We start from the raw sequence: 19860 nt of genomic DNA on the forward strand, positions 1-19860 counted from the left end.
GCTATAGCTCAGCTGGGAGAGCGCTTGCATGGCATGCAAGAGGTCGACGGTTCGATCCCGTCTAGCTCCACCAATTTTACAGTTCAAGGTCTGGCCACTCCGGCCTTGAATCGATCAGCTCTCAGCACTGATCAGTTGTATAGAAGGGTTTGTGTCCCCTTCGTCTAGTGGCCTAGGACACCGCCCTTTCACGGCGGTAACAGGGGTTCGAGTCCCCTAGGGGACGCCACGATTACCCGCTTTGCGGGATTTTTAAGGGTCATTCAATTATTGAATGGCCCTTTTGTTTGTCTGGCGTTTGGCCAAATCTCCTTTTTCCCCAACACTGTTCTTCAGACCAGCGGTCACATCCACGACTTGCGGAAAATTATTATGAGAATAATATTCTAGTCGTAATATTCGGAGGCAACGATGAACGATAAAAAAGCTCAAACCCGCGAACGCATCCTCAAGGCTGCCAGCGCAGCGCTGATCCAGCGCGGTCCGGCCGAGCCGAGCGTGGGCGAAGTGATGGGCGCGGCCGGGCTGACGGTCGGCGGTTTCTACGCGCACTTCGAGAGCAAGGACGCGTTGATGCTGGAAGCGTTCAAGCAGCTGCTCAGCCATCGTCGTGACTTGATCGCCGACATGGATGCCGAGTTGACCGGCGAAGAGCGTCGCGCGTTGGTCGCAGCGTTCTACCTGTCGCGCAAACACCGTGATTCCACCGAGCGGGCATGCCCGGTTCCAGCGTCGATCAGTGAACTGGGCCGTCTGCCGGACGAATTTCGTGTGGCGTTGAATGAACATATTGAATTGATGGTCGCGCAGTTGGCAGCCAGCCCGGAAGACACCGACAAGGTTTTGGCCGACATCGCCTTGATGGTGGGTGGTTTGGCGCTGGCGCGGGCGCTGGGGCCAGGAGAGTTGTCCGATCGATTGCTGCGCGCCGCCAAATCGGCGGTGCTGTGACCTAAAGGCATCCAGTCTGAGGAGATGGGCGATGAACACGTTGAGCTGGGTTCGTGGCGTTAATGGCACCTTGGGCTGGTTCGCACCGAAGCTGGTGGCGAGCAAGATGCGTCTGGCATTCATGACCCCGCGGGAGTTGCCTCCGCGTGATTGGGAATTGCCGCTGCTGGCGAAATCCGAGCGGATCACCTTGCGCTTCGGCCTCTCGGCGCTGCGTTGGGGGCAGGGCCCGGCGGTGTTGTTGATGCACGGCTGGGAAGGCCGGCCAACGCAGTTTGCCGCGCTGATCACGGCGCTGGTCGATGCCGGTTACACCGTGGTCGCCCTGGATGGCCCGGCTCACGGTCGCTCGCCTGGGCGCGAAGCCAATGTGGTGCTGTTCGCCCGGGCGATGCTTGAAGCAGCTGCTGAACTACCGCCGCTGCAAGCGGTAATCGGTCACTCGATGGGCGGCGCCAGCGCCATGCTCGCGGTGCAGTTGGGCTTGCGCACCGAAACCCTGGTCTCGATCGCCGCCCCGGCGCGAATCCTTGGGGTGCTGCGCGGTTTTGCGCGCTATGTACGCCTGCCGCCCAAAGCCCGTTCGGCGTTCATTCGTCAGGTCGAAAAAGACGTCGGCATGCGTGCCGCAGCGCTGGATGTCGCGCACTACCAGCTCGACATGCCTGGCCTGATTGTCCATGCCGAGGACGACAACTTTGTCTCGGTCAAGGAATCCCAATTGATTCACGAAGCCTGGTTCGACAGTCGCTTGTTGCGCCTGGAAGAGGGCGGTCATCAGCGGGTCCTGGCCGATCCGCGGGTGATCGATGGCGTGCTCTCGCTGCTGGCCGGTCGCAGCCTGCAATCGCGCCAATCGGCCTGAGCTTCCGTTACACTGCCCCGGTCGAAATAATCTGACCGGGAGTGGGGCATGGGCTGGGATCGGGCAACGCCGTTTATCATTGATCTGGAAGTGGGCGCCGAAGACATCGACGGGCTGGGCCACGCGAACAACGCGGTGTACGTGACCTGGCTCGAGCGCTGCGCCTGGCGTCACTCGCAGCGGCTGGGCCTGGACCTGGTCGAGTATCGGCGGCTGGACCGGGCTATGGCGGTGGTGCGGCACGAGATTGATTACCTGGCGGCGGCCTACGAAGGCGATGAGCTGCAGCTGGCGACCTGGATCGTCGATTGGGACCAGCGCCTGAGAATGACCCGACACTTCCAGCTGATCCGCCCCAGTGACAACTCGACGTTGCTGCGGGCGCAGACCACGTTCGTGTGCATCGAGCTGTCGACCGGCAAGCCCAAGCGCATGCCGGCGGAATTCATCGAGGGCTACGGCTCGGCGTTGCAAGTTCCAAGCTGACACAGTCCGCACATTTGCCACCGCCCGGTCTGACGAAATACCTTCTGCACGCCGAAACCAGTAAACTGCCGCACGTTTTTCGTCGAGTGTTTTTTCATGCAAATTGCTTTGGCGCCCATGGAGGGGTTGGTCGACAACATCCTGCGGGACGTGCTGACCCGTGTGGGCGGTATCGATTGGTGTGTAACCGAGTTCATTCGGATCAACGATCAGCTGCTCACGCCTGCCTACTACCACAAGTTCGGCCCGGAACTGCTAACTGGCGCCCGTACCGCCTCCGGTGTACCGCTGCGGGTGCAGTTGCTCGGCTCCGATCCAGTGTGCCTGGCAGAAAACGCTGCGCTGGCCTGCGAATTGGGTTCCGAAGTCATCGACCTGAACTTCGGCTGCCCGGCCAAGACCGTAAACAAGTCGCGCGGTGGCGCCGTTCTCCTCAAAGAGCCTGAGCTGCTCAACGAAATCGTCGAACATGTCCGCCGTGCGGTGCCCGCACACATTCCAGTGACGGCCAAAATGCGCCTGGGCTTCGACAGTCCCGATGGTTCGCTGGTTTGCGCCACGGCCCTGGCTGAAGGCGGCGCAGCGCACATCGTGGTTCACGCGCGGACCAAAACTGACGGCTACAAGCCGCCAGCCCACTGGGAATGGATCCCGCGGGTGCAGGACGTGGTCAAGGTGCCAGTGTTTGCCAACGGTGACATCTGGAGCGTCGAGGACTGGCGCCGTTGCCGCGAGATCAGTGGCGTCGAAGATATCATGCTCGGTCGTGGCCTGGTGTCGCGTCCGGACCTGGCCCGGCAAATCGCCGCGGCGCGGGCCGGCGAGGAGGTCGTCGAGATGACCTGGGCCGAGCTGCTGCCGCTGATTCAGGACTTCTGGCTGCAAGCCAAGGCCCAGATGACGCCACGCCAATCGCCGGGTCGCCTGAAACAATGGCTGGCGATGCTGACCCGCAATTATCCCGAAGCGGTAGAGTTGTTCAGCGTCTTGCGTCGTGAAACCGAGCTGGATCAGGTCTCGCGTTTACTGGGTTTGCAGGTAGCTGAAGCAGCTTGAATCCGCTTGAAAAAAACAGAAAAAAATCTCTTGAAAAGCAGCCAGCGGTCCTTATGTAAGGATTACGCGATGCCGAATTCGGGTCGCGGAGACAAAAAAACTTGCTGAACATGTTCAGGAGATTTGAATCATGAGTACTTCATTTTCCTTGGCTCCACTGTTCCGTTCCTCGGTAGGTTTCGACCGTTTCAACGACCTGTTCGAAACCGCCCTGCGCAATGAGCCAGGCAGCACCTATCCACCCTACAACGTTGAAAAATACGGTGATGATCAATACCGCATTGTTGTAGCGGCCGCCGGTTTCCAGGAAGACGACCTGGACCTGCAAGTAGAAAAAGGTGTACTGACCATCAGTGGCGGCAAACGTGACGCGGACGAAAACGTCACTTACCTGTACCAGGGCATCGCCCAGCGCGCCTTCAAACTGTCGTTCCGTCTGGCGGACCACATCGAAATCAAGGCCGCCGAACTGCGCAACGGTTTGTTGAGTATCGACCTGCTGCGTGTGATCACGGAAGAAGCGAAAGCCAAACGCATCCCGATCAACGGGACGGAAAAACCGGCTCTGCAACACTAATCGGTCAGAGCAAATGAGAAGGGCGCCATCCACTGGCGCCCTTTTTTTGTCCGTTATCCCGTCCTGAATAAGATTTACACCTATTTGTAGCAGCTGCCGAGCCCGCGAGGCTGCGTTCGGCTGCGTAGCAGTCGCAAAACCTGCCACCGCGTTCTTTCAGGTAAATGGTATTGACTGGATTACGACTGCTTCGCAGCCGAACGCAGCCTCACAGGCTCGACAGCTGCTACAGTCGAATGCGGAGCTGCTACGGGTCTATTTGAGCAGTTTCTGAAACTCCTCGACCAGCAACGGCCGGCTGTGCAGATACCCCTGATACAAATGGCAGCCCAGCCCTTGCAAGAACTCCAGTTGCTCCTCGGTTTCCACCCCTTCGGCAATCACTTCCAGCTCCAGGCTGCGGGCCATGGCGACGATGGCGCGAATGATTTCGGCATCGTTGGGGTCGGTGGTGGCGTCTCGGATGAACGACTGGTCGATTTTCAGGGTGTCGACCGGCAGGCGCTTGAGGTAGGTCAGCGAGGAGTAGCCGGTACCGAAATCGTCCATGGCAAAGCTCACGCCGAGTTTTTTCAGGCGTCGCATTTTGCTGATGGTGTCGTCCAGGTTCTGGATGACGATGCCTTCGGTGATTTCCAGTTTCAGCAACGAGAAGGGCAGGCCGTGGCTGCCGAGGCTGTGCTCGATGCGTTCGACGAAATCGTTCTGACGGAATTGCCGCGGGCTGATGTTTACGCACAGGCTGAAATTGAGCGGGTCGATCAGGCCTTTGGCGATCAGGCGTTTGAAGGCCGCGCAGGCTTCGTCGAGGATCCACGTGCCGACCTCCAGAATCAGCCCGCTGTCTTCCAGCACCTTGATGAATTCGGTGGGCGATTGCGCGCCCAGTTGCGGGTGGTGCCAGCGCACCAGGGCTTCGGCGCCGGTAATGCGGTTGTTGCGGGCGTCTACCTGAGGTTGGTATTGCACGCTGAATTCACCCCGGGAAAGGGCCAGGCGCAGGTCGGTTTCCATACGCAGGCGTTCGCTGGCGGCCTTCTGCATGGTGTTGTGATACATCTGCGTGGTGTTGCGGCCCGAGTCCTTGGCGCGATAGAGGGCGATATCGGCGCGTTTTAGCAGGTCGGTCGGGGTCGAGCCGTGGTCGGGGATCAGCGCGATGCCGATGCTCGGCGTCACTTGCAGGCGCTGTCCGTCGAGGAACATCGGTTCGGACAGTAATTCGCGCAAGGTGTCCGCCAGTTCCCTGACTTGAGCGCTGACTTGGCTGCGCGAGCCTTCCAGGCCGCTGAGCAGCACCACGAATTCATCGCCGCCCAGGCGTGCGACGGTGTCTTCCATGCGCACGCTGGCTTCAAGGCGCGCAGTGATGATTTTCAGCACCGTATCGCCCACCGGGTGGCCGAGGGAGTCGTTGATGTGCTTGAAGTGGTCCAGATCGAGGAACATCAGGGCGCCGCGCAGGTTGTGGCGCTTGAGCAGGGCGATTTGCTGGCTCAGGCGGTCCATCAACAGCGCGCGGTTCGGCAGGTTGGTCAACGGGTCGTGGTAGGCCAGGTGACGGATCTGCGCTTCGGCATTTTTCAGCAGGCTGACGTCCCGGGCGGTCAGCAGCAGGCAGGCGGTTTCGTTGAGGGTGATCGGCTCCACCGAGACTTCGACGGTCAGCAACTCGCCGCGCTTGTTGCGCCCGAGCATTTCCAGGTGGTGAACCCGGCCCTTGATCTGTAGTTCCGCCAGCAACGCCGAGCGTTGTTTCTCCTCGGCCCAGATGCCGACCTGATACACCGTACGGCCGACCACTTCATCGGCACGGTAGCCGGTCAGGCGGCAGAAGCCATCATTAACCTCCAGATAGCGTCCGGTGTCGCGCTCGGTAATGGTGATGGCGTCGGGGCTTGAGTGGAAGGCCTTGGCGAACTTCTCCTCGCTGGCCTTGAGCGCCGCTTCCGAGCGTTGCTGTTGGGTGATGTCGCGCAGGGTGGTGACGATGCACGGCTGGTCGCCGACGCTGATCTGGCGGCTGGAGATCACGCAGGTCAGGGACTGTCCGTCCTTGTGCTGAACGATGATCGCCACGTTGTTCAGGCCTTGTTCGCGGATGACCCGCTCGATCCTTTGCAGGCTTTTCGCCGAAGCGTCCCACAGGCCGATTTCGTCGGCGCTGCGGCCGATCACGTCGGCGGTACTCCAGCCGAATGTCTGAGTGAAGCTGGAGTTGATTTCGATGAAATGGCCGGTGTCCTGGCGCGTAACGCAGATCGGGTCCGGGCTGACCTGGAACAACGTGGCGAATTTCTCTTCCGACGCTATCAGTTGCTGTTCGCGCTCCACTTGCTCGGTGATGTCCAGCAATGTACCGGCCATGCGCAGCGGGTTGCCGCTGTCATCGCGGTAGAGTCTGGCGCGGCTTTCCAGGTAGCGCGAACTGCCGTCCGGCAGCTGCACGCGGTAGGTCAGTTGATAATTGCCGGCCGGGCCTTCGCGCAAGCTGCGATAGGCGTCGCGCATGGTGTCGCGTTCATCACCGGGCACACCTTCGAAAAACGCATCGAAGGATTCATGGAAGGGTTTGGGCTCCAGCCCATGCAGCTGGGCGGCCCGCGCCGAGCCGTAAAGCATGCCGCTGGGGATGTGCCAGTCCCAGGTGCCGAGTTGCGCCGAATCAAGGGCCAGGTCGAGGCGTTCCTGGCTGTCTTTGAGGGCGTGCTCGGCGATTTTGCGTTCGGTGGTGTCAAGGAACGTGCTCAGCAGATATGGCTGGCCTTCGAGCTCGACCTTTTGCGCGCTGAGAATGCCGTCGTGAACCTGCCCGTTGCTGGCGCGAAATTGCACCTCCATGTTGATCAGCTCACCTTTGGCCTTGGTAGCCTTGACCAGTTCCGCCCGTTGCTCCGGGTTGACCCAAAGGCCCAACTCCAGCGTGGTTCGGCCGATAGCGTCTTGCACCGGCCAGCCGAACAGGCTTTCGAAATACTGGTTGGCTTCGCTGATCAGGCCGTCTTCCTGGCGGGTCAGCAGCACCATGTTCGGGCACAGGTGAAACAGCGTGGCGAAGCGTTTTTCCGAGCTGCTCAGCGCTTGTTCACGCTGGCGCTGGTGGGTGATTTCACGGATGACCCCGATCATTCGTGGCCGGCCGTTTTTGTCCGGTAGCAGGCTGCCGTTGATTTCCAGCCAGTGCAGGCTGCCGTCGGGCCAGCGGATGCGGTGGTGCATGGCCTGCTCCAGCGGAGCGCCGGCGATCACTGCATTGAAGGCGCGGATGGCTTTCGCCCGATCCTCCTGGGGCAGCAGGTCGAGGTATTCCAGATCCTCGGGCAACGGTTGCCGGGGATCGAAGCCGAACAACGCCTGAGTGCCCCGTGACCAGCTGATCTGCCCGCGCTCGATGTCCCAATACCAGGCGCCCAGTCGGGCACCGTTGAGGGCCGCGAGCAACTGTGGGGCGCTTTCCCAGCTCTGCTCGGACCGTTTTGGGTCAATTGCCTGAATTCGCGGCATTGGCGGCATACGTTCAACAGATTTGGGCATGGATGACAGGCCTTGGGCTGAGTTGGGCGTTAGGCACAGGGTTTTGGGGCTCTATAGGCGTAGCACAAAAGAAGAAGCACAGCTTAGCCGCGAGTCCCTGGCTGATCGATTTGTGCATCCAGCAAAGCCATGAAGGCCTTTGCCGCGTTCGACAGCGTCCGTTCGGTGTGCAGGATATAGCCTAGCTGGCGAGTGAGTTGTATGCCCGGCAAAGGTATGCGCGCCACTTGATCATCCAGCATGGTACGCGGCAAAACACTCCAGGCCAGGCCGATCGAGACCATCATCTTGATGGTTTCCAGATAATTCGTGCTCATGGCGATGTTCGGCGTCAGGCCCTGGGCCTCGAACAGGCGCTGCACGATATGGTGGGTAAAGGTGTTGCCACCGGGGAAAACCGCGGGGTGCAGGGCAATATCCGCCAGGCTGACTGCGCCGTTGCTGATCAGCGGATGCTCCGGGGCGGCCACGAAATCCAGTGGGTCGTCCCACACGGGCGTGGCCTTGACCAATGTGTGAGGTTCCGGTGCAAGGGTGATGACTGCCAGTTCAGCGCGGCCATGAAGGATTTCTTCGTAGGCCACTTCCGAATCGAGGAACTGAATGTCCAGTGCCACCTGCGGGTAACGCCGGGTGAACTCTCTTAATAAGGGTGGCAAACGGTGCAGGCCGATGTGATGGCTGGTGGCCAATGTCAGACGGCCGGTGACTTCACCGGTCAGGTTGGTCAGGGCGCGGCGGGTGTCATCCAGTACATTGAGGATCTGATAAGCCCGTGGCAGCAGGGCGCGGCCGGCTTCGGTCAGGCCAACTTCCCGGCCCAGTCGATCGAACAGTCGCACCTTCAATTGCTGCTCCAGCCCGGCGATGCGCTTGCTGATGGCCGGTTGCGTCAGGTGCAGCCGTTCGCCGGCGCCGGAGAAGCTTCCGGTCTCGGCAATCGCGATAAAAGCGTTGAGGTTGGCGAGGTCCATAATGAGGTCTCAGTGACATTCCAGTTGGTTATGCAAAGCATAAAAAATATGAATTTGAGTTATTTAATGTAACCCCCTAGGATCGACCTCACAAGCCAAGGGGTTATTGAATTACTCAAGATCCGGGGCATAGAAACAAGCTGATGAGGAAACCGTCTGATGGCCGGCAAAACGCTCTACGACAAGCTCTGGGATTCGCATTTGGTCAAGCAGCGCGACGATGGCTCTGCGCTGATCTACATCGATCGTCACATCATCCACGAAGTGACCTCGCCGCAAGCCTTCGAAGGCCTGCGTCTGGCCGGGCGCAAGCCTTGGCGCATCGATGCCAACATCGCGACCCCGGACCACAACGTACCGACCACCCCGGAGCGCAAGGGCGGCATCGAAGCGATCGTCGACCAGGTCTCGCGTTTGCAGGTTCAGACCCTCGACGATAACTGTGACGAATACGGCATCGTCGAATTCAAGATGAATGACGTCCGCCAAGGCATCGTCCACGTCATCGGCCCGGAGCAGGGCGCCACCTTGCCGGGCATGACCGTGGTCTGCGGCGACTCCCACACCTCGACCCACGGCGCATTCGGTGCCCTGGCTCACGGTATCGGCACCTCCGAGGTCGAGCACGTGCTCGCCACTCAGTGCCTGGTCGCCAAGAAAATGAAGAACATGCTGGTGTTGGTCGAGGGCAAATTGCCGTTCGGCGTGACTGCCAAGGACATCGTCCTCGCCGTGATCGGCAAGATCGGCACCGCCGGCGGTAATGGCCACGCCATCGAATTCGCCGGTAGCGCGATTCGCGACTTGTCCGTTGAAGGCCGCATGACCATCTGCAACATGTCCATCGAAGCCGGCGCCCGTGTTGGCCTGGTGGCCGCCGACGAAAAAACCGTGGCTTACGTCAAGGGCCGTCCATTTGCTCCGAAGGGCGCGGAATGGGATTTGGCCGTCGAAGCCTGGAAAGACCTGGTCTCCGACGCCGATGCCAAGTTCGACACCGTCGTCGAGCTCGATGCCTCTCAGATCAAGCCGCAAGTCAGCTGGGGCACCTCGCCTGAGATGGTGTTGGCCGTGGATCAGAACGTACCGGATCCGGCCAAGGAAATGGACCTGGTCAAGCGTGACTCCATCGAACGCGCCTTGAAATACATGGGTTTGACCGCCAATCAGGCGATCACCGACATTCAGCTGGACCGCGTATTCATCGGTTCCTGCACCAACTCGCGGATCGAAGACCTGCGCGCCGCCGCGGTGATCGCCAAGGGCCGCAAAGTGGCTTCGACCATCAAGCAGGCCATCGTGGTGCCGGGTTCGGGGCTGGTGAAGGCTCAGGCCGAATCCGAAGGCCTGGACAAGATTTTTATCGAGGCCGGTTTTGAATGGCGTGAGCCAGGCTGCTCGATGTGCCTGGCGATGAACCCGGACCGTTTGGAGTCGGGCGAGCATTGCGCGTCGACCTCCAACCGTAACTTCGAAGGCCGTCAGGGCGCCGGTGGTCGTACGCACCTCGTCAGCCCGGCCATGGCCGCCGCCGCCGCTGTGAACGGTCGTTTCGTCGACGTCCGTGAATTGATCTAAAGGAGCGCAGCATGAAAGCTTTTACCCAGCACACTGGTCTTGTCGCGCCTTTGGATCGTGCCAACGTCGACACCGACCAGATCATCCCGAAGCAGTTCTTGAAGTCGATCAAACGCACCGGTTTCGGTCCGAACCTGTTCGATGAGTGGCGTTATCTGGACGTTGGCCAGCCGTATCAGGACAACTCCAAGCGCCCGCTGAACAAGGACTTCGTCCTCAATGCCGAGCGTTATCAAGGCGCCAGCGTGTTGCTGGCCCGCGAGAACTTCGGTTGCGGCTCCAGCCGCGAGCACGCGCCGTGGGCGCTGGAAGAGTACGGTTTCCGCAGCATCATCGCGCCGAGCTACGCCGACATCTTCTTCAACAACAGCTTCAAGAACGGCTTGTTGCCGATCATTTTGAGCGACGCTGAAGTCGATGAGCTGTTCAAGCAGGTTGAAGCGAACCCGGGCTACCAGTTGCAGATCGATTTGCAGGCCCAGACCGTGACCCGTCCGGACGGCAAAGTGCTGAGCTTCGAGATCGATGCTTTCCGCAAGCACTGCCTGCTCAATGGCCTGGACGATATCGGCCTGACTTTGCAGGATCACGAGGCGATTGCCACGTTTGAAGCCAAGCACCGCGCGAGCCAGCCGTGGTTGTTTCGCGACGCCTGAGATTGATCTGGAATCGATGTAATCAGGGCCGGCCTCTTCGCGGGCAGGCCCAGACAGCGCAAGGTTAAACCTAAAAAGGAAGTCCCGATGACCAGCAACGCCCAGCACAGCCAGGTAGTCCAAAAGCAATTCGGTGAGCAGGCCTCTGCTTACCTGAGCAGCGCCGTACACGCTCAAGGCACCGAGTTCGCACTGCTACAGGCTGAGCTGGCGGGGCAGGGCGATGCCCGTGTGCTGGACCTGGGCTGCGGCGCCGGTCATGTGAGTTTTCACGTGGCCTCGCTGGTCAAGGAAGTAGTCGCTTACGACCTGTCCCAGCAGATGCTCGATGTGGTCGCCGCCGCCGCTGTCGACCGGGGTTTGAGTAATGTGACCACGGTCAACGGCGCTGCCGAGCGTCTGCCGTTCGCCGATGGCGAGTTCGACTTCGTCTTCAGCCGCTATTCGGCGCACCATTGGAGCGACCTCGGTGTGGCCCTGCGCGAAGTTCGCCGGGTGCTGAAGCCGGGCGGGGTGGCGGCGTTCATCGATGTGTTGTCGCCGGGCAGCCCGTTGTTCGACACTTACCTGCAAAGCGTCGAAGTGCTGCGCGACACCAGTCACGTGCGCGATTATTCTGCGGGCGAGTGGTTGCGTCAGGTCAGCGAAGCGGGGTTGCATACCCGCAGCACCACGCGCCAACGGTTGCGCCTGGAGTACACCTCCTGGGTCGAGCGCATGCGCACGCCGCAGGTGATGCGCGCGGCGATCCTCGAGTTGCAGCAATCGATGGGCAACGAAGTGCGCGAATATTTTGAGATTGAGGCCGATGGTTCGTTCAGTACCGATGTGCTGGTGCTGATGGCTGAACGATAGAATTTTTCCGGGCGCACTCGCGAGTGCGCCGACTGATGACATGAGGAAAGCATGAGCAAGCAGATTCTGATTCTCCCAGGCGACGGTATTGGCCCGGAAATCATGGCCGAAGCGGTCAAGGTGCTGGAGCTGGCGAACGACAAGTACAGCCTGGGCTTCGAGCTGAGCCATGACGTGATCGGTGGCGCCGCCATCGACAAGCACGGCGTGCCGCTGGCCGATGAAACCCTGGCCCGTGCACGCGCAGCCGATGCTGTGCTGCTGGGTGCCGTGGGCGGCCCGAAATGGGACACCATCGAGCGTGACATCCGCCCTGAGCGCGGTCTGCTGAAAATCCGTGCGCAACTGGGCCTGTTCGGCAACCTGCGTCCGGCGATCCTGTACCCGCAACTGGCCGAGGCTTCCAGCCTGAAGGCAGAAATCGTTGCCGGCCTGGACATCCTGATCGTCCGTGAACTGACCGGCGGTATCTACTTCGGCGCGCCACGTGGCGTGCGCGAGCTGGAAAACGGCGAGCGTCAGGCCTACGACACGCTGCCATACAGCGAAACTGAAATCCGCCGTATCGCCCGTGTCGGTTTCGACATGGCGCGCGTACGCGGCAAGAAGCTGTGCTCGGTGGACAAGGCCAACGTGCTGGCCTCCAGCCAGCTGTGGCGTGAAATCGTCGAGCAAGTGGCCAAGGACTACCCGGACGTCGAACTGAGCCACATGTACGTCGACAACGCCGCCATGCAACTGGTGCGTGCGCCGAAGCAGTTCGACGTGATCGTCACCGACAACCTGTTCGGCGACATTCTTTCCGACGAAGCGTCGATGCTCACCGGTTCCATCGGCATGCTGCCGTCGGCGTCGCTGGATGCCAACAACAAAGGCATGTACGAGCCGTGCCACGGTTCGGCGCCAGACATCGCTGGCAAGGGCATTGCCAACCCGTTGGCGACCATTTTGTCGGTGTCGATGATGCTGCGTTACAGCTTCAATCTGCAGGATGCGGCCGACGCCATCGAGAAGGCCGTGAGCCTGGTTTTGGATCAGGGTCTGCGTACGGGAGACATCTGGTCGGCTGGTTGCACCAAGGTCGGTACGCAGGAAATGGGCGACGCAGTAGTCGCCGCGCTGCGGAATCTGTAATCTCTCTGGCCCGCTGCAATTTTCAACCTTGAAAGCAGCGGCCCACTTTTCAAGAAGGTGTAGTTGCGATGAAACGTGTAGGTCTGATCGGTTGGCGCGGCATGGTCGGTTCCGTGCTCATGCAGCGGATGCTGGAAGAGCAGGATTTCGATCTTATCGAGCCGGTGTTTTTCACCACTTCCAATGTCGGTGGCCAAGGCCCGTCCGTGGGCAAGGACATTGCTCCGCTCAAGGACGCTTACAGCATTGAAGAGCTGAAAACCCTCGACGTGATTCTGACCTGCCAGGGTGGCGACTACACCAGCGAAGTGTTCCCGAAGCTGCGCGAAGCCGGCTGGCAGGGTTATTGGATCGACGCCGCTTCCAGCCTGCGCATGCAGGATGACGCGGTGATCGTGCTGGACCCGGTGAACCGCAAGGTCATCGACCAGCAGCTCGACGCGGGCACCAAGAACTACATCGGCGGCAACTGCACCGTCAGTCTGATGCTGATGGGCCTGGGCGGCCTGTTCGAAGCCGGTCTGGTGGAGTGGATGAGCGCCATGACCTATCAGGCGGCCTCCGGTGGCGGCGCGCAGCACATGCGTGAGCTGATCAAGCAAATGGGTGTGACCCACGGCGCTGTCGCCGATCAACTGGCCGATCCGGCCAGCGCCATCCTCGACATCGACCGCCGTGTTGCCGAAGCCATGCGCAGCGACGCGTACCCGACCGAAAACTTCGGCGTACCGCTGGCCGGCAGCCTGATCCCGTGGATCGATAAGGAACTGCCGAACGGCCAGAGCCGTGAAGAGTGGAAGGCCCAGGCCGAGACCAACAAGATCCTCGGTCGCTTCAAGAGCCCGATCCCGGTGGACGGCATCTGCGTGCGCATCGGCGCCATGCGTTGCCACAGCCAGGCGCTGACCATCAAGCTGAACAAAGACGTGCCGATCGCCGACATCGAAGGGCTGATCAGCCAGCACAACCCTTGGGTCAAGCTGGTGCCGAACAACCGTGAAATCAGCATGCAGGAGCTGAGCCCGACGAAAGTCACCGGTACCCTGAACGTGCCGGTCGGTCGTCTGCGCAAGCTGAACATGGGCTCGCAATTCGTCGGAGCCTTCACCGTCGGCGACCAACTGCTGTGGGGCGCGGCCGAGCCGCTGCGTCGCATGCTGCGGATCCTGCTTGAGCGTTGATCGATTGATGCAATGAAAGAACCCGCGCCTTGAAAGAGGTGCGGGTTTTTTATGCGCGCCATCCAACTTCTGTAGCAGCTGGCGAAGCCTGCGTCCGGCTGCGCAGCAGTCGTAAACCCTTCGTGCGCGCTTTGCCTGAATGATCGGGATCGCCATGACGAGGACTTCGTCCTCGAACGCAGCCTTCGGCAGCTGCTACAAGGCTTCCCCATTCGTTGCCTCACCGCCAACCACCCGGTAAAGTGCCGCTCCCCCCGTTTCGCCAGAGGTAGAACCATGAGCCAGTCCTTCGATATTGCCGTGATCGGCGCCACCGGTACTGTCGGCGAAACACTCGTCCAGATTCTCGAAGAGCGCGACTTTCCGGTCGGCAATCTGCACCTGCTGGCGAGCAGTGAATCGGCCGGACACTCGGTGCCGTTTCGTGGCAAGAACGTGCGGGTGCGCGAAGTCGATGAGTTCGACTTCAGCAAAGTCCAGTTGGTGTTCTTCGCCGCCGGCCCGGCGGTGACCCTCAGTTTCGCCCCGCGTGCTACGGCCGCCGGTTGCTCGCTGATCGACCTGTCCGGCGCGTTGCCTGCCGATCAGGCGCCGCAAGTGGTGCCCGAGGCCAATGCTGCAATTCTTGCCGGCCTGAAAAAGCCCTTCCAGGTCAGCAGCCCAAGCCCTTCGGCGACAGCGCTGGCGGTGGTGCTGGCGCCGCTGCTCGACTTGCTCGACCTGCAACGCATCAGCCTGACGGCGTGCCTGGCGGTATCCGCCCAGGGCCGCGAAGCCGTCAGCGAGCTGGCCCGGCAAACCGCCGAACTGCTCAACGTGCGTCCGCTGGAGCCGGCTTTCTTCGATCGGCAGATGGCTTTTAACCTGTTGGCGCAAGTCGGTGCGCCCGATGCTCAGGGCCACACGTTGCTGGAAAAGCGTCTGGTGCGCGAGCTGTGTCAGGTCTTGTCGCTGCCTTTATTAAAGATTTCCGTCACTTGCATTCAAGCCCCGGTGTTTTTTGGCGATAGCTATAGCGTGACCTTGCAGTCATCGAGCGCTGTCGACCTGGCGAAAGTCAACGCGGCACTGGAAGCGGCGCCCGGTATCGAGCTGGTCGAAGCGGGCGATTACCCGACTCCGGTAGGCGATGCGGTAGGGCAGGACGTGGTTTACGTTGGTCGGGTTCGCAGCGGGATCGACGACCCGGCGGAACTTAACGTGTGGCTGACGTCAGATAACGTACGCAAAGGCGCCGCGCTCAATGCTGTGCAGGTGGCTGAATTGTTGATAAAAGACCTGCTGTAAAAGATACTTGGCAACAATTTTTTCTAGTGGTTCCAGCCGAACACTGTGTTTGGCTGGAATGCTTGAGGCGAGCCATCCCGCAGGGCTTTCGTCGCATGAATGAAACGATCGCGCGCGACGACCCTTCGCCGTCGCGCGCAACGCCTTACGGCAGCGGCAATCAACACCTTCTCGCTGGCCGAGGAATGTTCAAACAAAGGATGAGGCTATGGTTCAAGTTCGCAAACTGGTGTTAGCAATAGCGGCCGCCTCGGCGCTGTCCTCCGGTATGGCGCATGCCCTCGGGCTTGGGGAATTGACCCTGAAATCGACGCTGAACCAGCCTCTGGTAGCAGAAATCGAGTTGCTCGACGTCAAGGACCTCACGGCTGCCGAAGTGGTGCCGAGCCTGGCCTCGCCCGAAGATTTCGCCAAGGCCGGAGTCGATCGTCAGGCGTTCCTCAACGACCTGACTTTCACGCCGGTGCTTAACGCCAGCGGCAAAAGCATCCTGCGCATCACCTCCAGCAAACCGTTGTCCGAACCGATGGTGAAATTCCTGGTTCAGGTGATGTGGCCAAGCGGTCGTCTGCTGCGTGATTACAGCGTGCTGCTCGATCCGTCCAAATTCTCGCCGCAAACTGCTGATGCCGCCGCGCAACCGGCGCCAGCCCAAGCGGTGACCGCGCCAGTCACCGGCGCGACCAAATCGACGCAATACACCACCACATCGCGCGATACCCTATGGGAGATCGCGGCGAAGGCGCGTAACGGTGGATCGATCCAGCAAACCATGCTGGCCATCCAGGCGCTGAACCCGGATGCCTTTATCGACGGCAACATCAACCGGCTGAAAACCGGCCAGGTGCTGCGTCTGCCGGATCAGGTGCAAAGCGCCAGCCTGCCGCAACCCAAGGCCATCGCTGAAGTCGCGGCGCAGAACTCTGCATGGCGCCACGGTCGTCGCTATGTGGCGAAACCCGGAAGCGGGCAGCAGCAACTCGATGCCACCAAGCGTGCTCGCGGTGACGGCGCTTCGTCGCAAGTCGCCACGGACAAGCTGAGCCTGGTCTCTGCCGACACCGGCAAGGGCCGTGGCAAAGGTGCCGCCGGTGATGCGAAAGCCTTGAGCAACAAGCTGGCCGTGACCCAGGAAAGCCTCGACACGGCTCGCCGTGACAACGCTGAACTGAAAAGCCGCATGAACGACCTGCAAAGCCAGCTGGACAAGCTGCAGCGCCTGATCGAACTGAAGAATAATCAGTTGGCCAAGCTGCAAGCCGAAGGCGGCGCGGGCGCACCGGCGGCTACGACCGCTCCGGCGATGTCGGCCGAGCTGGCAGCTAGCCCGGCGGCAACGCCTGTTGAAGTGGCTCCGGCGGCTCCTGCGCCAGAGGCTGCTGCACCGGAAGTCGTTCCGGCGCCAGCCGTCGAGCCGACGCCTGTGGCGTCCGACGAGCAGAAATTCAACGAACTGCTGACCAACCCGATCCTGCTGGGTCTGGTGGGTGGCGGTGCGGTGGTTCTGCTGCTCTTGCTGCTGTTGCTGGCTCGTCGCCGCAAAGCTCAGCAAGAAGCAGAAAAACATCTGCGCATGGCCCGTGCCTTGGCTGAGGAGCAAGAGTTCTCCGCCGACCTCGACCTGCCGGAAAGCAGCTTCGAAGGTCTGGAAGTTCCACCGCCAAGCGTGAAACTCGCGACCGCACCAACGCCTGCACCTGCACCAGTGATTGCCCCGGTTGTGGTGACGCCACCGATCGCTGCACCGTTGGTAGCGCCTGCCGCCGAACGCTCTGACGACGTCTTGGCCCAGGCACAGTCGCACATCGCGGCCGGTCGCCTGAATCAGGCTGCCGCGTTGCTGGAAGACGCTATCAAGCAAGAGCCGCAACGCAGCGACCTGCGCCTGAAGCTGATGGAAGTCTACGGTCAGCAGGGCGATCGCGATGCGTTCGTCGCTCAGGAGCGTCAACTGGTGGCCAACGGCGACAACTTCGCCCGGGTCGAACAGCTGAAAAGCCGTTTCCCAGCCATGGTGGTTGCGGCGGTGGGTGGTCTGGCCGCCGCGGCTGTCGCCGCCGAGCTGGACGCGCAGTACGTCAAGGAGCTGCTGCTGGACGAGCCGCAAGCCCCGGAACCGGCGTTGGCTGACTTTGACAGTGCTTTCGATCTGAGCCTCGACGATCTGGAAGCGGCTACTCCGATCACGCCTGCGGTTGCAGTCGAGCCAGCACCGCAACCACAGCCAGAGCCAGAACCAGAGTCTTTGGCTGAGCTGGACGAGTTTCCGCTGGACGACGACCTGAGCTTTGAGTCGGTGTTGCAACAACAGACTGAAATCAAGGAAAGCCTCGACGATCTGTCGGACTTCGACCTGGACATGGACCTGGGTGGCGATGCTTCGCCAGAAACCCTGGCTGAAGACGACTTCCTGCTGAGTCTGGATGACGGCCTCAAGGACTTGCCTGCCGCTGAAGTGCCGACTGTCACTGAAGCGCCGGTCGCGACTGAGGCGCCGCTCGACGATCTGGAGTTGCCGGCTGATTTCGATCTGTCGCTGGCCGATGAAATGGACGCCACCCCGGATCAGCCTGACGCCTTTGAAAACGAACTCAACGACGTCAATGCTGAGCTGGATCGTTTGTCCCAGAGCCTCGGCGAGCCGAGCTTCACCGAAGAAGACGCTTTTTCCTCTGCGGGCGATGAGCTAGATTTCCTCTCTGGCACCGACGAAGTCGCCACTAAACTCGACCTGGCCCAGGCCTACATCGACATGGGCGACAACGACGGCGCTCGGGACATCCTCAATGAGGTGGTGACCGAGGGCGATGCGGGGCAGAAGAGCGAAGCCAAGGAAATGCTCTCGCGTCTGGCGTGAATCGTCGGTAAGGCGTAAACAAAACGGCAGCCCATCAAGGCTGCCGTTTTTGTTTGGGGGATGCGATGGGGTTGGTACATTCAACGTCGTGTCACAGTTACGCTGGCATCCCGGTCCGGCGGCCTTATAATGCCTGCCTTTGCGTAGATCAGCAGGCTGTCACCCCTTGGCAAATATAGATAATCCGGCCGCCGAAATGGCGGCCGACGGCTTTTTCCGGATCGCGTTGGGCGTTGAGTACAAAGGTTCGCGTTATCGCGGCTGGCAACGTCAGGCCTCCGGTGTGGACACGGTGCAGGAGCTTCTTGAAAAGGCTTTGTCCAAAGTCGCCGACTCACCCGTGTCGCTGCATTGCGCCGGGCGCACCGACGCCGGTGTGCATGCTTGCGGCCAAGTGGTGCATTTCGACACCCAGGTCGAGCGCTCGATGAAGGCCTGGGTCATGGGTGCCAACATCAACTTGCCGCACGACATCAGCGTCAGCTGGGCCAAGGTCATGCCGGCGCATTTCCATGCGCGGTTCAAAGCCATCGCCCGGCGCTATCGCTACGTGATCTACAACGATCAGATCCGCCCGGCGCACCTGAACGAAGAAATCACCTGGAACCACCGCCCGCTGGACGTCGAGCGCATGTCCGAGGCCGCTCAGTACCTGGTCGGCACCCACGACTTCAGCGCTTTCCGCGCCGGCCAGTGCCAGGCCAAGTCGCCGATCAAGGAGCTGCATCACCTGCGCGTTACCCGCCATGGCAAAATGATCGTGCTGGATATCCGTGCCAGCGCGTTCCTGCACCACATGGTGCGCAACATCGCAGGCGTCTTGATGACCATCGGTGCTGGCGAGCGTCCCGTGGAGTGGATGAAAGAGGTGCTGGAGAGTCGCGTTCGTCGTTCCGGCGGGGTGACGGCCCATCCGTTTGGCCTGTATCTGGTGCAGGTCGAGTATCGCGACGAGTTCGAATTGCCCGAGCGTTACATCGGCCCGCACTTCCTCACCGGCTTCTCGGAACTTGACGGCTGACGCCTTCGAACGCTTTTGATACCATCCGGGACTTTCCCGCAATTGCCCTGAGGTTCTATCGACATGTCGGCCGTTCGCAGCAAGATTTGTGGGATTACCCGCATAGAGGATGCGTTGGCGGCGGTTGAGGCCGGGGCCGATGCCATCGGATTTGTGTTCTACGCCAAAAGCCCGCGGGCCGTGACGTTCCAGCAGGCGAGGGCGATCATCGAGGCCTTGCCGCCGTTCGTGACCACCGTGGGTTTGTTCGTCAACGCCAGTCGTTGCGAGTTGGGGGAAATCCTCGACGCCGTGCCGCTGGACCTGTTGCAGTTCCATGGCGACGAAACCGCCGCTGATTGCGAAGGCTGGCACCGACCGTACATCAAGGCATTGCGGGTCAAGGCCGGTGATGACATCGCGGCGGCTTGTGACGCATACCCAAGTGCCAGCGGTATTTTGCTCGACGCCTATGTCGAAGGTGTTCCCGGTGGAACCGGTGAAGCTTTCGACTGGTCACTGATACCGCAAGGCTTGAGCAAACCGATCATCCTGGCGGGCGGCTTGACGCCAGATAACGTCGCCGAGGCGATCGCCCGGGTTCGGCCTTACGCGGTGGATGTAAGCGGAGGGGTAGAGGCGAGCAAGGGCATCAAGGATCACGCAAAGATTCAGGCATTCATCAAAGCGGTTGTAGGAGCTGTCGAGTGAAACGAGGCTGCGATCTTTTGATCCTGACGTTGTGACGGCTGGCAGACTGCCGCCGTCCACTGCTCTGTACAAAAGAGGTGCACCTGCACAAAGCAGGCATGGCTGAGAATTTTTGGGTTGTACGCAGGTCGCGTCTCGCTGACCCGGCAATCCATCGA

At 60.8% G+C, this 19860-nt stretch carries 17 protein-coding genes and 1 tRNA gene; 15 read left to right on the top strand and 3 right to left on the bottom strand.

Annotated features, from left to right (window positions below):
* The first annotated feature begins 153 nt into the window (after positions 1 to 153).
* From ACCC96_RS27835 to ACCC96_RS27850, 4 genes are all read left to right on the top strand, one after another.
* A tRNA-Glu gene (locus ACCC96_RS27835) sits at positions 154 to 229 on the top strand.
* Between the two features lie 182 nt (positions 230 to 411).
* Entirely contained in the window at positions 412 to 951 is a 540-nt protein-coding gene (locus ACCC96_RS27840) for a TetR/AcrR family transcriptional regulator (protein ID WP_019649341.1), read from the top strand.
* A gap of 31 nt (positions 952 to 982) precedes the next feature.
* Complete coding sequence (locus ACCC96_RS27845; RefSeq protein WP_019649340.1) at positions 983 to 1816, top strand: alpha/beta fold hydrolase; 834 nt, start codon at positions 983 to 985, stop codon at positions 1814 to 1816.
* A 48-nt stretch (positions 1817 to 1864) separates the two neighbouring features.
* Positions 1865 to 2302, top strand: coding sequence for an acyl-CoA thioesterase (locus tag ACCC96_RS27850; RefSeq protein WP_019582115.1), 438 nt, complete (start codon positions 1865 to 1867; stop codon positions 2300 to 2302).
* Here the strand turns inward: ACCC96_RS27850 and ACCC96_RS27855 are convergent.
* Complete coding sequence (locus ACCC96_RS27855; protein WP_413697492.1) at positions 2262 to 2363, bottom strand: (2Fe-2S)-binding protein; 102 nt, start codon at positions 2361 to 2363, stop codon at positions 2262 to 2264. The two genes, ACCC96_RS27850 and ACCC96_RS27855, sit on opposite strands and share 41 nt — an antisense overlap.
* A gap of 35 nt (positions 2364 to 2398) precedes the next feature.
* On the opposite strand from ACCC96_RS27855, the gene ACCC96_RS27860 reads away from it, so the two are divergent.
* Both ACCC96_RS27860 and ACCC96_RS27865 read left to right on the top strand, forming a co-directional pair.
* Positions 2399 to 3358 (top strand): tRNA dihydrouridine synthase, encoded by a 960-nt coding sequence (locus tag ACCC96_RS27860; protein WP_019649338.1) that lies wholly within the window; start codon positions 2399 to 2401, stop codon positions 3356 to 3358.
* A 130-nt stretch (positions 3359 to 3488) separates the two neighbouring features.
* On the top strand, positions 3489 to 3935 hold the full coding sequence (locus ACCC96_RS27865; RefSeq protein ID WP_413697483.1) for an Hsp20 family protein: 447 nt from the start codon (positions 3489 to 3491) through the stop codon (positions 3933 to 3935).
* 255 nt (positions 3936 to 4190) lie between these two features.
* On the opposite strand, the gene ACCC96_RS27870 is transcribed toward ACCC96_RS27865, so the two are convergent.
* Positions 4191 to 7469, bottom strand: coding sequence for a PAS domain S-box protein (locus tag ACCC96_RS27870; protein ID WP_413697484.1), 3279 nt, complete (start codon positions 7467 to 7469; stop codon positions 4191 to 4193).
* Positions 7470 to 7552: 83 nt separating this feature from the next.
* Positions 7553 to 8443 carry a LysR family transcriptional regulator gene (locus tag ACCC96_RS27875; RefSeq protein ID WP_019649335.1) on the bottom strand — a complete coding sequence of 297 codons (891 nt, stop codon included), beginning with the start codon at positions 8441 to 8443 and terminating at the stop codon, positions 7553 to 7555.
* A 159-nt stretch (positions 8444 to 8602) separates the two neighbouring features.
* Here ACCC96_RS27875 and leuC point away from each other — a divergent pair, with 159 nt between their 5' ends.
* From leuC to ACCC96_RS27920, 9 genes are all read left to right on the top strand, one after another.
* Positions 8603 to 10021, top strand: a complete 1419-nt coding sequence (gene leuC / locus ACCC96_RS27880) for a 3-isopropylmalate dehydratase large subunit (protein WP_258673278.1) — start codon at positions 8603 to 8605, stop codon at positions 10019 to 10021.
* Positions 10022 to 10032: 11 nt separating this feature from the next.
* Positions 10033 to 10677 carry a 3-isopropylmalate dehydratase small subunit gene (leuD, locus tag ACCC96_RS27885; RefSeq protein WP_018928097.1) on the top strand — a complete coding sequence of 215 codons (645 nt, stop codon included), beginning with the start codon at positions 10033 to 10035 and terminating at the stop codon, positions 10675 to 10677.
* An 87-nt stretch (positions 10678 to 10764) separates the two neighbouring features.
* Positions 10765 to 11532 (top strand): class I SAM-dependent methyltransferase, encoded by a 768-nt coding sequence (locus ACCC96_RS27890; RefSeq protein WP_413697485.1) that lies wholly within the window; start codon positions 10765 to 10767, stop codon positions 11530 to 11532.
* A 51-nt stretch (positions 11533 to 11583) separates the two neighbouring features.
* Positions 11584 to 12666: a 3-isopropylmalate dehydrogenase gene (gene leuB / locus ACCC96_RS27895; protein ID WP_007935187.1), complete on the top strand. Its 1083-nt coding sequence runs from the start codon at positions 11584 to 11586 to the stop codon at positions 12664 to 12666.
* A 68-nt stretch (positions 12667 to 12734) separates the two neighbouring features.
* The gene (gene asd, locus ACCC96_RS27900; RefSeq protein WP_007935182.1) at positions 12735 to 13847 is read left to right on the top strand and encodes an aspartate-semialdehyde dehydrogenase; all 1113 of its coding nucleotides are present in this window, start codon (positions 12735 to 12737) and stop codon (positions 13845 to 13847) included.
* Between the two features lie 276 nt (positions 13848 to 14123).
* Positions 14124 to 15134, top strand: coding sequence for an aspartate-semialdehyde dehydrogenase (locus ACCC96_RS27905; RefSeq protein WP_413697486.1), 1011 nt, complete (start codon positions 14124 to 14126; stop codon positions 15132 to 15134).
* A gap of 208 nt (positions 15135 to 15342) precedes the next feature.
* Positions 15343 to 17991, top strand: coding sequence for a FimV/HubP family polar landmark protein (locus ACCC96_RS27910; RefSeq protein ID WP_413697487.1), 2649 nt, complete (start codon positions 15343 to 15345; stop codon positions 17989 to 17991).
* Positions 17992 to 18187: 196 nt separating this feature from the next.
* The gene (gene truA, locus ACCC96_RS27915) at positions 18188 to 19012 is read left to right on the top strand and encodes a tRNA pseudouridine(38-40) synthase TruA (RefSeq protein ID WP_253426823.1); all 825 of its coding nucleotides are present in this window, start codon (positions 18188 to 18190) and stop codon (positions 19010 to 19012) included.
* Between the two features lie 63 nt (positions 19013 to 19075).
* Positions 19076 to 19702: a phosphoribosylanthranilate isomerase gene (locus ACCC96_RS27920; protein WP_413697488.1), complete on the top strand. Its 627-nt coding sequence runs from the start codon at positions 19076 to 19078 to the stop codon at positions 19700 to 19702.
* The last annotated feature ends 158 nt before the right edge of the window (positions 19703 to 19860 follow it).

Source organism: Pseudomonas sp. Pseusp11, assembly GCF_047304405.1.
In the GTDB taxonomy this organism is placed as follows: Bacteria; Pseudomonadota; Gammaproteobacteria; order Pseudomonadales; family Pseudomonadaceae; genus Aquipseudomonas.

Excerpts from the sequence above, each read along its gene's own strand:
- ACCC96_RS27840 (WP_019649341.1), top strand. The coding sequence starts at position 412 with ATGAACGATAAAAAAGCTCAAACCCGCGAACGCATCCTCAAGGCTGCC.
- ACCC96_RS27845 (WP_019649340.1), top strand. The coding sequence starts at position 983 with ATGAACACGTTGAGCTGGGTTCGTGGCGTTAATGGCACCTTGGGCTGG.
- ACCC96_RS27850 (WP_019582115.1), top strand. The coding sequence starts at position 1,865 with ATGGGCTGGGATCGGGCAACGCCGTTTATCATTGATCTGGAAGTGGGC.
- ACCC96_RS27860 (WP_019649338.1), top strand. The coding sequence starts at position 2,399 with ATGCAAATTGCTTTGGCGCCCATGGAGGGGTTGGTCGACAACATCCTG.
- ACCC96_RS27865 (WP_413697483.1), top strand. The coding sequence starts at position 3,489 with ATGAGTACTTCATTTTCCTTGGCTCCACTGTTCCGTTCCTCGGTAGGT.
- ACCC96_RS27870 (WP_413697484.1), bottom strand. The coding sequence starts at position 7,469 with ATGCCCAAATCTGTTGAACGTATGCCGCCAATGCCGCGAATTCAGGCA.
- ACCC96_RS27875 (WP_019649335.1), bottom strand. The coding sequence starts at position 8,443 with ATGGACCTCGCCAACCTCAACGCTTTTATCGCGATTGCCGAGACCGGA.
- leuC (WP_258673278.1), top strand. The coding sequence starts at position 8,603 with ATGGCCGGCAAAACGCTCTACGACAAGCTCTGGGATTCGCATTTGGTC.
- leuD (WP_018928097.1), top strand. The coding sequence starts at position 10,033 with ATGAAAGCTTTTACCCAGCACACTGGTCTTGTCGCGCCTTTGGATCGT.
- ACCC96_RS27890 (WP_413697485.1), top strand. The coding sequence starts at position 10,765 with ATGACCAGCAACGCCCAGCACAGCCAGGTAGTCCAAAAGCAATTCGGT.
- leuB (WP_007935187.1), top strand. The coding sequence starts at position 11,584 with ATGAGCAAGCAGATTCTGATTCTCCCAGGCGACGGTATTGGCCCGGAA.
- asd (WP_007935182.1), top strand. The coding sequence starts at position 12,735 with ATGAAACGTGTAGGTCTGATCGGTTGGCGCGGCATGGTCGGTTCCGTG.
- ACCC96_RS27905 (WP_413697486.1), top strand. The coding sequence starts at position 14,124 with ATGAGCCAGTCCTTCGATATTGCCGTGATCGGCGCCACCGGTACTGTC.
- ACCC96_RS27910 (WP_413697487.1), top strand. The coding sequence starts at position 15,343 with ATGGTTCAAGTTCGCAAACTGGTGTTAGCAATAGCGGCCGCCTCGGCG.
- truA (WP_253426823.1), top strand. The coding sequence starts at position 18,188 with ATGGCGGCCGACGGCTTTTTCCGGATCGCGTTGGGCGTTGAGTACAAA.
- ACCC96_RS27920 (WP_413697488.1), top strand. The coding sequence starts at position 19,076 with ATGTCGGCCGTTCGCAGCAAGATTTGTGGGATTACCCGCATAGAGGAT.